This is a genomic window from Halalkalibacter okhensis, assembly GCF_000787375.1.
Classification (GTDB): Bacteria; Bacillota; Bacilli; order Bacillales; family Bacillaceae_D; genus Halalkalibacter; species Halalkalibacter okhensis.
In genome coordinates, this window is sequence record NZ_JRJU01000002.1 from 276,215 (window position 1) to 287,919 (window position 11,705).

General features: G+C 37.7%; 10 protein-coding genes. 4 read left to right on the top strand and 6 right to left on the bottom strand.

Annotated features, from left to right (window positions below; genetic code table 11):
* Position 1: 1 nt before the first annotated feature.
* Genes LQ50_RS03005 through LQ50_RS03015 form a run of 3 tightly spaced genes read left to right on the top strand, consistent with a single transcriptional unit; the run spans position 2 to position 1,964 of the window.
* Complete coding sequence (locus LQ50_RS03005) at positions 2-1,147, top strand: thiolase family protein (protein ID WP_052144549.1); 1,146 nt, start codon at positions 2-4, stop codon at positions 1,145-1,147.
* A gap of 10 nt (positions 1,148-1,157) precedes the next feature.
* Complete coding sequence (locus tag LQ50_RS03010; protein ID WP_034625977.1) at positions 1,158-1,583, top strand: FAS1-like dehydratase domain-containing protein; 426 nt, start codon at positions 1,158-1,160, stop codon at positions 1,581-1,583.
* Positions 1,584-1,592: 9 nt separating this feature from the next.
* Entirely contained in the window at positions 1,593-1,964 is a 372-nt protein-coding gene (locus tag LQ50_RS03015) for a MaoC family dehydratase (protein ID WP_034625980.1), read from the top strand.
* A gap of 72 nt (positions 1,965-2,036) precedes the next feature.
* Here the strand turns inward: LQ50_RS03015 and LQ50_RS03020 are convergent, their stop codons facing one another.
* The 6 genes from LQ50_RS03020 to LQ50_RS03045 all read right to left on the bottom strand — a co-directional run bounded on the left by LQ50_RS03020 (position 2,037) and on the right by LQ50_RS03045 (position 10,438).
* Positions 2,037-2,981 (bottom strand): ATP-binding protein, encoded by a 945-nt coding sequence (locus tag LQ50_RS03020; RefSeq protein WP_308417913.1) that lies wholly within the window; start codon positions 2,979-2,981, stop codon positions 2,037-2,039.
* 6 nt (positions 2,982-2,987) lie between these two features.
* Positions 2,988-3,167, bottom strand: a complete 180-nt coding sequence (locus tag LQ50_RS24810) for a hypothetical protein (RefSeq protein ID WP_034625982.1) — start codon at positions 3,165-3,167, stop codon at positions 2,988-2,990.
* A 228-nt stretch (positions 3,168-3,395) separates the two neighbouring features.
* Complete coding sequence (locus LQ50_RS03030) at positions 3,396-4,475, bottom strand: acyltransferase family protein (RefSeq protein ID WP_034625985.1); 1,080 nt, start codon at positions 4,473-4,475, stop codon at positions 3,396-3,398.
* 133 nt (positions 4,476-4,608) lie between these two features.
* Positions 4,609-5,892, bottom strand: coding sequence for a hemolysin family protein (locus tag LQ50_RS03035; protein ID WP_034625988.1), 1,284 nt, complete (start codon positions 5,890-5,892; stop codon positions 4,609-4,611).
* Positions 5,893-5,980: 88 nt separating this feature from the next.
* Complete coding sequence (locus LQ50_RS03040; RefSeq protein ID WP_152608142.1) at positions 5,981-7,240, bottom strand: hemolysin family protein; 1,260 nt, start codon at positions 7,238-7,240, stop codon at positions 5,981-5,983.
* Between the two features lie 141 nt (positions 7,241-7,381).
* Positions 7,382-10,438 (bottom strand): efflux RND transporter permease subunit, encoded by a 3,057-nt coding sequence (locus tag LQ50_RS03045; RefSeq protein ID WP_034625991.1) that lies wholly within the window; start codon positions 10,436-10,438, stop codon positions 7,382-7,384.
* A 238-nt stretch (positions 10,439-10,676) separates the two neighbouring features.
* On the opposite strand from LQ50_RS03045, the gene guaC reads away from it, so the two are divergent.
* Positions 10,677-11,660 (top strand): GMP reductase, encoded by a 984-nt coding sequence (guaC, locus tag LQ50_RS03050; protein WP_034625994.1) that lies wholly within the window; start codon positions 10,677-10,679, stop codon positions 11,658-11,660.
* Positions 11,661-11,705: the final 45 nt, after the last annotated feature.

Consider the following 11,705-nt stretch of genomic DNA (forward strand, 5'->3'; position numbering starts at 1 on the left):
AATGAAAGAAGCGGTAATTGTAGCAGCCAAACGGACGGCGGTAGGAAAGTCAGGAGGAATGTTTAAGAACGTTCCTCCTGAAAATTTAACCGCTCCTCTAATTCAACAGATTGTGAAGGAATACAAGCTAGATCTAGAATCCATTGATGAAGTCATCCTCGGAAATGCAGTTGGGCCTGGAGGAAACCTTGCACGATTGTGCGCTCTCACAGCTGGTCTCCCCTTCTCTGTCCCAGGAATAACCGTTGACCGTCAATGTGGATCTGGATTAGAAGCTGTCAATATTGCTGCTCGGCTTGTTCAAGCGGGCGCTGGAGACATTTATTTAGCAGGTGGGGTGGAGAGTACAAGTCTAGCACCATGGAAGTTGGCGAAGCCCTCTACCCTGCACGATCCAAAAGGACCCCAATTATTTATGAGAGCACGTTTTTCACCAGATGAAATAGGTGACCCCAGTATGGGATTAGCTGCAGAAAATGTCGCTGAAGTTTACGACATTTCACGTGAAGATCAAGATTCATTTGCTTACCATAGTCAATCCAAGGCAATTCACGCCATTGAGTCCGGATATTTTGATGAAGAGATTGTTCCAGTCAAAGGTCAAACAATCGATGAATGCCCACGAAGAAATCTAACAATAAAGAGGCTCGGTGTCCTCCCTCCTGTTTTTAAAGAGGATGGAACTGTAACAGCAGGAAATGCTTGCCCTCTTAATGACGGAGCATCGATTGTTTTAATTATGTCTTCAGACAAATGTCAAAAACTAGGCTTACAACCTATTTTACGTTTTGTAGATGCTGCCAGCTCAGGAGTTGATCCAAATTATCTCGGAGTAGGACCCGTTCCTGCTGTTAGAAAACTACTAAAACGCCAACAACTTTCGATTTATGACCTCGATATTGTTGAATTTAATGAGGCCTTTGCCTCACAGGTGCTTGCGAGTTTAAAAGAGCTTAGCATTCCACTTGAGAAAGTAAACATGAACGGTGGAGCTTTAGCGATTGGTCACCCATACGGAGCATCGGGAGCGATATTAATAACGAGATTATACACAGAAATGAAACGTCACCGCCTCAAACGCGGTCTAGCTACTTTAGGGATAGGTGGCGGATTAGGCTTAGCCACTTTAGTAGAATTGATAGAATAGAGGGGGAACCATGATTGATCAGAAATGGACAGGCGCAAGAACAGAAACTATAAACGCCACCATCACAAGAGAAATGATTGCATCCTATGTAAATACGATCCATGACAACACACCTATTTATGTTAACATCGATGCGGCCAAAATGGCCGGATATGATGACATCCCTATGCCTCCAACGATGCCGATCATATTTTGGTCATTTATAAATGTTCCTTGGTTAGATGGTATAGAATCTGTCGTGCAGACAAAGCAACACTTTTCATATATTTACACACTGGTAGCTAATCGAACCTACCAGTGTATCATTCGTTTACTAGACCTAAAGGATGTACACAGCAAAAATAGCAGCATGCAACGCTCCACTCATGAGTTGATTATTTCATATAACGGTTCTATTCAAGCAAGAGCTTGTACAACTATACTAATAAAAAAGTAAGGTGGTAAAATGGAGCTACCTATCATTTATATTTCTGAAATTAAAGAGAATCAGATTACAGCTTATGGGAACATGGCAGAGGATTTTAACCCTATCCACTTCGATAAACAGGCAGCCAAGAACGCTGGATTCTCTGAACGAGTTGTCCACGGAATGATGACGATGGGGATAAGTACCAAACTTATCGCCCCTTGGTTAACAAACCATTGGTCTATTAAAGAATTCGAAAGTTCATTCCTCCATCCACTTTTCATTGGAGATTCGCTTACTATTTCTGGGGAAATTTATGAACGGACTTGTTCTCAAGTGCGTATTTCCTTTAAGGGAGTTAATCAAGAAGGTCAAGTAATTATTTCTGGGAAGACTTTGTTCGAAAGGTAATCCCATGAAAAGGAGGTGTCTCAAAACGTCAAAATCAGACATTTTAAGACACCTCCTTTCTTATGCTTATACCTATTCTCCATCAACAGGCAGTATCACCGATACCTTTGTTCCATCTACCAAATTTTCAAAACGAATCGTCCCTTTATGCTCTTGCACGATTCGTTGAGAGATTGATAGTCCTAATCCCGTTCCCTCCTCTTTGGTCGAAAAGAATGGTTCACCAATTCTTCCGATAATTGAAACAGGTATACCTGGTCCATTATCAACAATTTCAATAACAACCCCTTGATGATTGTCCATTCTCAAAGCAATCTCAACTTTCCCATCCTCATCACTTGAAGCCTCAATCGCATTTTTTATTAAATTAATCAACACTTGTTTAATCTGCGCTTTATCCACATGCACGATTGCTTTTGGGACCTCAACTAATAGTGTGATATCTATGTTATGAAGTGTAGCTTCATTTTTCATAAAATCAACAGCCTCACTTACAAGATCATTAACATTGTAATATTCTCTTTTCGGAGCCGTTGGTTGAGTCGCCATCAGAAAATCATTGATGAGTTGATTCATCCGGTCCATTTCACTTAAAACAATCTCTCTATAAGGATTACTTTTTTGATCTTCAAATAAAAATTGAACAAATCCCCTTACAGATTGCATTGGGTTGCGAAGCTCATGCGCCAATCCCGCAGACAACTGTCCAAGCATAGACAACTTCTCCAGTCTCATCAATTTATCATCAAATTCATCGTAGCTTGATTTGCCTGCGTTTTCTATAATAACTGACACAACAGAGGATAAACGCTTAATCGTCTCAATTTCCTGCTCAGTAAAAGCATAGGGTTCAGGATCGATCGCACAAACCGTTCCAAATAATTTCCCATTTGAAAGATAAACAGGCATTCCTAAATAAGAGCCTATTCTTGCTTCATAAATCGCATCAAAAACACTTGCTCTGTCATCTTTTTTCGTATCATTTATAATTAATGGTTCCCGACCATCACTTGGAATAAGACTTCATATAGCGTGGTCTTTCGGTAATTCTACTCCTTCTTCCAAGGAACAACCATTCTGATTAAAAACCTTTATGACTTTAAATGTCTCTTCAATATGACTCACAAAATGGGTTCTTGTCCCTATTGATTGACTTGCAAACCATAGCATATCCTCTAATGCTTGCTCATACCTGTTCATCATACTTATCCCCCCTAACGCAACCACATATCTATGTAACACAATAAAAAATTGCTTTTTCTTATACAAGAATACAAAATTAGCATTCACAAATGAATTATATCAATTATCATTTTAACATGGAGGTACCTTTTTTTGGAATCATCAGTAAGTCTTAATTTCATCATAAAAAGCCTGACACCTGGCTAATCTCCCCTGTGTCAGACAACCATATTAAAAGAGTAATTAAGGTTATGCCACTTTTGGCCATTTTGTTTCTCCAATAACCTTCTTTTTAGGCACTTTCCCGACAACAAACTCCCCAATTGGTAATTGAGAAATAAGATTAATTAGAAAGATGGGGATGAGAACTCCAGCTACAAATTGAACCATCAAATAGCTTAATTCAGTTGTTTCGTTGAAAGGGAATCTTCTGCTCACAACTGTTTGAACAAACGGATGAAGCAAATAAATCCCAAAAGAATAGCCACTAAACGATGCCACCCACTGTGGGACCTGCTTTCTTTTTGAAACGAATAAAAACAAGAAAAAAAACAACAAAATTGTATATGGAATCAAATCAAATCGAGCGGACGTTACTCGCATCAGTATTCCCGAATGATAAATATATTGAACAAATCCAAATGATGCCATCACACCAATTAGGATAAGCTTCCCATGTTGATTCAACCATTTAACAAAACGTTCATAGTGTCGACCACAGTAATAAGCTACCACATAATAAAAGAGCCAGCCAACAAACACGATTCGCGAGAAAAATAATGTTAAGTAACTCGAGTGAGCAACATAGTCAATAAAATGAAAATATAAGCTCAACCAATACCCTATACTAATGAGAAAACTCACCATTAAGACGTAAGTCGGTTTAAATTTCTTAATATATTTTACAAATAGCAAATGTATCAAATAAAATTGAAAAATGATCAATATAAAATACCCATGCCACTGTCCAGTGAAGTTATACAAGACTTCACGGGCAAATTCAGTAAATGTCCAATGAAACCGATAATATTTATCACCAGCATAAAATGTCGCCATAACAAAATAAGGGATGAGAATATACTTCATTCTCCTTTTCAAAAAACCCTTTGGTATATCATCTTTATAAGCATGAGTCATGACCATGGTCGAGATTAAAATAAACATTGGCGTTCCGTACAATAACATGACCTGTAGAGTTCGATATACAACACGTTCATCCCCTGCAACAGAATAGTCAGCTAGTACTCTACTCGCAGCGTGAATAAGGACAACACTCAAACACGCAATGATCCGGAGCCAATATACTTCGTTCATCTGTTTTGAACTCATTTATTCACGCTCCTTATTTGTAATGAACTCTACTTATTTTCTTTGATATCTACCTTTTTCTCAATTAAAAAAAACACCCTTTTACGGATGTTTTTTCCTTTTTATAAATAGGATACTTACTCATTAATTGTCATCAAATAGCAGCTTTAGGCTCAACTTCTTCATTTTTCATGTTCATCTTCACATGGATTTGGCGTACTCTTTTTTCTTCAGCTTTTTCCACTATCAGCCTCAAATTTTGATACAAAAACTCTTCTCCTTCTTTTGGGATGCGTTGAAATGCTTCAATCAGCCATCCTCCTAACGTATGATTAGAGGTGATCGGTGCATCAATTTTGGCAAAACGAGCAAAATCATCGATAGAGTAATCCGCGTCAATCACATAACTAGATGGCCCCACTTGTTTCACTTGATTCACTCGGATATCATGCTCATCCCAAATTTCACCAACAAGTTCTTCTAACAAATCTTCTAACGTAACCAAACCAGATGTGCCACCAAATTCATCAATAACAATGGCCATATGAATCTTTTGTTTTTGAAGTTCTTGAAGTAAGGAAGAAATTTTCATAGATTCAACGACAAATAAAGGCTGTCTAAGAAGGGACATCAAGTCGATATCCTCACCATCGACAATGTATGCTGTCAAGAAATCACGCTCAGACAAGATCCCAATAATATTATCTATACTACCTTCATAAACCGGAATACGTGAAAAATGTTCTTTTAAAAAAACATCCTTTATTTCAGATATTGGTTGACGAACCTCTACAGCAATCATATCTGGGCGTGGCTTTAAGATCTCGTGTACGATAATATCATCAAACTCCAAAGATCGATGCACCATTTCCTTTTCATTTTTTCCAATTACACCTTCATCCTCACTAATTTGAACAAGCATTTTAATTTCTTCTTCTGTGACAGATGGTGTGCTTTCCTTATTTCTAACAAATAAAGAAACAAGATTTTTTATTTGTAAAAACACCCAAGTTACTGGATAGAACACCTGTATCAACAAAAATAGAATTCCCGATGTTTTTAATGCATAGCCTTCTGCATACTCTTTCGCTAACGATTTAGGAATTATTTCACCAAAAATCAAAACTAAAATTGTGACAACAAATGTACTAATAAATACTCCAAGACTCGGGCCAAACAGTTGGATTGCAATTTGTGAAGAGAGCGTTGCTGCTGCAATATTCACTAAATTATTGCCTACCAACAAAGTTGAAAGCGTCTTATCAAAGTTCTCAGCTATGCTAACAGCCTTCTTAGCCCCCAGCCTCCCTTCCTCCTCATAATTTCTTAGGCGGATCTTATTGACACTCGAAAATGCCGTTTCAGCTGAGGAGAAGAAGGCAGACAAACCTAATAACACGATAAACAACGCAATCAAACTCGACGGAACATCGTCCATCTAAACATCACACTCCATATTAGTATTACTACTATTTTATAACTATTTGCTTCATTTCACTACTGTTTTTTTACATATTTTCAGAAAACTATGTTAGCGTTCCTTCCGTTACTAAAACCCTAACTTTTACAATCCTCCGATGATCTGCCTCCGTTATCGTTAATGTCACCCCTTCATATAGAAACTCCTCGCCCACATCTGGCACATAATGAAACTCCTCTGTTAGCCATCCACCAAGTGAATGATTTCGACTGGCTGGCCTTACTACTTGAACAACTCTTGCAAAATCATCTAAAGGAAAATCACCGAAAAATTCAAATTCATTTGGCCCAAGTCTGGTTACTTCCTTTGTCTTCTCATCATGCTCGTCCCAAATTTCGCCAACTAGCTCTTCTAATATATCCTCAAGAGTGACAATACCGGATGTACCGCCAAATTCATCTATGACAATCGCCATATGTACGCGATTCTTTTGTAGCATGGGTAAAAGGGCTGCTATCCCTAAAGTCTCGACAACAAACAGCGGCTTTCGTATTACTTTTCTTAGGTCTACTTCTTTCTTTGTAACTAACTCCTTAAGAAAATCCCGTTCTGATAATACTCCAACAATATTATCAATTGAATTTTCATATACAGGTAACCTAGAAAACCGTTCTCGTATTAAAATATGAGTGATTTCTTCAATTGACATCGCCATGTCAATTGCAATCAGATCTGTACGTGGGGTTAACACCTCTACTACTTTGATATCATTAAACTCTAACGTATTATGAAGAAGTTCATTTTCATTTGGTTCAATCACACCTTCTGCCTGACTTATCGAGAACATTTCTTTTAACTCTTCTTCTGTGACAGAAGGACTTCCTTCTGATTTTGCTACGAACTTTGTCACTACTTGTTTTAGTTGAACTAGCAACCAAGTTAAAGGTGTAAAAATTTTCATCAGGAAGATCAACACAGTTGAAATTTTAAGAGCAAAGGATTCGGCATTCTCTTTCGCTAATGATTTCGGTAAAACTTCACCAAAAATCAGAATCAGAACGGTCATAACAATGGTACTAATCAACAACCCGGTATTTCCACCAAACAATTGTGTTGCAACCTGTGCCGAGATTGTAGCAGCAGCAATATTCACTAAATTGTTGCCAATTAAGATCGTAGAAAGGGCATGATCAAAGTGCTGAGAGATGAAATAAGCTCTTACGCCTCCTGGTCTATTCTCATCTGCATAGCTTTTCAATCTAATTTTATTCGCACTTGAGAAGGCTGTTTCAGCTGATGAAAAAAAGGCGGACAATATTAATAATATGAAAAGGACAACCATTAAATTTATAGGCATTTGAGACAAGGTCACCGCTCCTATATAGTAAAGATACGTTTAATTTGTCCCATTTTCTTCAGATTAATGAGTCCCACATTTCTAGATTCTCGGTTACAGCATAACATCAAAGCCTCTCTGTACGTACAAAGAGGCTTTGAGACATGTATTTTAATGGTTTTGATTTCGGGTGGACGACGTGTTCGGTAAGTCTTCTTTTTTCCTATAGAGTCTCTTCATCCCCCTTGCCACATCATCAAACAACATATAAACAGCTGGTATCAGCAATAACGTGATCAAGGTAGAAAATAACAACCCAGTAATTACAACTGTTGCAAGCGGCGCTTGATAATTACTAGCAACCCCTGTTGATATCGCAAGTGGAAACATTCCTGCTACTGTAGTTAATGTTGTTAAAAATATGGGACGAATGCGATTCTTCCCTGCCTCTATGACCGCTTCATGTATCGACTTTTCTTCAAGACGCAACTGCTTCGTTCGGTCGATTAGAAGGATGGCATTGTTTAAGACAATTCCAATCAACATGATAACCCCCATTGCTGACATAATGCTTAGTTCCCTTTGTGTAACAAACAGTCCAAGAATGACACCAGTTATTGTCATGGGAATGATCGTCATGACAATGATTGGGTGAACGAGATGATTAAATTGAACAGCCATCACAACATACACTAAGAAGACAGCAATTCCTAAAATAAGTAACATATCTTGAATAGCTTCTTGCTGCGCTTCTAGGTCCCCACTAATTGAAACCGTATATCCTTCTGGGGTGTTAAATTGTTGAATGAGTGCTTGCACATCACGATTTACAGAACCTAAATCTCGATCTGATATATCTGCTAATACTTTCACAACTCGCTGTCCGTCTTTTCGATCAATTTGTGTTGGCATCATGGTCGTTTCGAGCTTAATGTAGTCAGATAATGACTTCTGACCTTGTGGTGTCTCGATTTCAAGATCTAATAAGTCTGATTTTTTCACGAGGGAATTTTCTGATTCAATGTAAATAGGCGTTACATCAGAATCAAGTAAGTGACCAATTGGTTGTTTTGTTTGACTAGCATCCATCTCCTGAAGAAGCTGTAAAGCTGTTAAGCCATCTTCTTTCATTTCCTCTTCTTTTAAAACAATCAGTTGCTCTTCAACGTGCTTTTCTGAAGTTCGCTTTGATCCAACAATCCCATTGGTTTGATTTAACTCTTCTTCTAATGAAATAGCTAGCTCCTTTAATCTTTCTAAATCATCACCTACAACTTCTAGTTGTATAGGATAACCACCACCACCTTCATCTAAAGCAGAGTAAACACTTTCAACTGGAAATTGCTCTTCTAACATCCTTAATTCGTTAAAAATCTGCTCATTTACAGCTTTCTGTTCTAACGTAACCTCTTCACCAGTTGTCATGTTAATTAAAAGATATAAATAGTCAAGTTGGTCTAAGACAAAGCTCTCTTTTACATCGGTAATGTTTTCAAGGCTATTGTTGATCTGACTTACAATTTCCTCTTTTTCCGTTGGAGTGACTCCACTTTCAAGAGTAATCATAACTTCAGAATAGCGGTTAAATACATCAGGCATGACGGTCATCGGAATTTTCGTCGTTAAAAAGAGTGAACCGATAAACATGACAGCAAACAAGCCAACCACTCCGTATCTTCTCCTCTTCCTTTTTGTCATCCACGAAAGGATGTTCCCATAAGATCGAATTGTTCGGTTTTCCGCTATTTCTTTTTGTTTCGAGCTTACTTTCAAAAAGTTCTCACATAACGATGGAATGAGAGTAAACGAAACAATGACTGAGCTTACCAATGTAACAATAACAACAACAGATAAGATCATCATAAACTTACCCGTTTCTCCACCTAATAGCCCAATCGGTATAAAGACAACGATCGTCGTTAACATTGAAGCAAATACCGCGGTTGCCACCTCTTTAATTCCTTTTAAGACAGCCTCCCGATTACCTAACCCTTGTTCTTTTTTTCTATAAATTGATTCCATAATAACAATCGAAGCATCAACCATCATTCCAATTCCTAACCCTAATGCGATTAAAGAAATAATATTAAAACTATATCCGAGAATCCACATACTAGAGAACGTTAGTAATATAGAAGCAGGAATAGAAATGCCAATGATCAATGTGGCCCTTACGTTTCTAAGAAATACGATTAATGTAAGGATAGAGAGCAATCCACCTAACAAAATATTATAAGTTACCCCATCAATCGCATCGGCTATGTAGTCAGCCTGTGAAACAATGTAGTCAAAATCGAAGCCATTTACAAGGCCTTCTTCTTTCATTTTTTCTACTTCATTCCGTACCGCTTCTGCCATTTCAATTTGGGTCACATTGGATACACGACCAACTTGAGTAAAGATAAAGTCATTACTGCCATCCTTCCAAACGCCTGTACTTCCTTCACTTACCTTTAATGAAACATCGGCTATTTCATGCAAATGTTTCATCCCATCCGATGTAGGCATGGTCAAATTTTCAACGTGTTCAATCTTTTCAAATGTTGTGTCCCAGCGAATGATAGGTTCATTCTCTTCTTCCGTAAAAGTTCCTAACGATGTGATAATGTTAGATTGCTGTAGGAACTGACTTACTTGAGTTACATCTAAGTTCAACTCTTCCATTGTATCTTTTTGTAGCTGAATAGTAACTTCATAGTCTTCGAGTCCTTCAAACCTAACTTCACGAACCTCTGGCAATTGTTCCAATCGTGGTTTCACGACCTCTTTAGCAAATTGGGACATCTTTTCGATTGATCCATTTGAAATAGACATAAAGAAATCAAATGGTTGTTCTGTTGAATATTGTAAAGCTTCTAGATGATTGACAGCCGGAAGCTGCGCTTGGAGTGGTAACGTTTGAGATTCTATCACCTTAAATACTTCGTCACCTCTACCCTCTTCAATAAAGACTGTTATTGCACTTTGCCCTATATAGGAAGAGGATTCATATGAATCAACACCGTCAATATTGCTTAATACTTGTTCAATAGGTTCGGTCACTTGCTGTTCAACATCCAATGTCGCAAGTTCACCTGCATCAACATGAATCAATGCCATATCAAAAGATATCGGTGGAAATAATTCTTGGTCTAACTTAGTTACCGAGAAAAAACCAATGAAAAATATGAAGACAACCATCAGGCCCACAAAAATTTTTCTGTCCAACAGGAATTTGATTAAGGACATTTTTTTCACTCCCATCTATTTACATACCTTTTTATTATAAGAGACTTTCCGAAAAATAATATTAATTTTTTCATAATTGAAGGATATTTTAGAAAAAATTTACAAAACCTTAGTCCTATAGAAATTACGGATTTTTATTAATTGATTGACATCATAAACAAACTATTGTAAAGTACCTAAGGGTCGAACATTTATGTTACACCCAAACCACAATATTCGTATTTAGAGGTGAATACCTATGGAAAATGTATTTGATTACGAAGATATTCAATTAATCCCTGCAAAATGTATTGTTAATAGCCGTTCAGAATGTGATACAACAACAACGCTAGGCGGAAGATCTTTTAAATTGCCAGTTGTACCTGCAAATATGCAGACCATTATAGATGAGAACATCGCTCTTTACTTAGCAGAAAATGGTTACTTCTATGTTATGCATCGTTTCGAGCCAGAAAAGCGTCTTGATTTTATTAAAGATATGCATAAACGCGGCCTATTTGCTTCAATTAGTGTCGGTGTGAAAGATGAAGAATATAACTTTGTTCAACAATTAGCAGACGAAAGCCTTATGCCTGAATACATTACAATCGATATTGCACATGGTCATTCAAATGCAGTAATCGAAATGATTCAACATATCAAAAAACTGTTACCTGAAAGCTTTGTCATTGCAGGTAATGTTGGAACACCAGAAGCTGTACGTGAATTAGAAAATGCTGGTGCTGATGCAACAAAAGTTGGCATTGGACCAGGGAAAGTTTGTATTACGAAGATTAAAACCGGTTTTGGTACAGGAGGCTGGCAATTAGCTGCTGTTCGCTGGTGTGCCAAAGCAGCAACGAAACCTATTATTGCCGACGGTGGAATCCGTACACATGGCGATATCGCTAAATCAGTTCGTTTTGGTGCCACGATGGTTATGATCGGGTCCCTCTTTGCAGGTCATGAAGAATCTCCTGGAGAAACGATTGAAAAAGATGGTAAGCTCTATAAAGAATACTTCGGCTCTGCTTCTGAGTTTCAAAAAGGCGAGAAGAAGAATGTAGAAGGCAAGAAGATTGTGGTTGAACACAAAGGTTCACTACAAGACACATTGATCGAAATGGAGCAAGACCTTCAGTCCTCTATCTCTTATGCAGGTGGAACGAAATTAGATTCCATTCGTCACGTAGATTATGTGATTGTTAAGAACTCTATTTTTAACGGTGACAAGACGTACTAAAATAAAATCCAAAATAAGAAACTAGTAAATAAAAAAGCTCCTCCT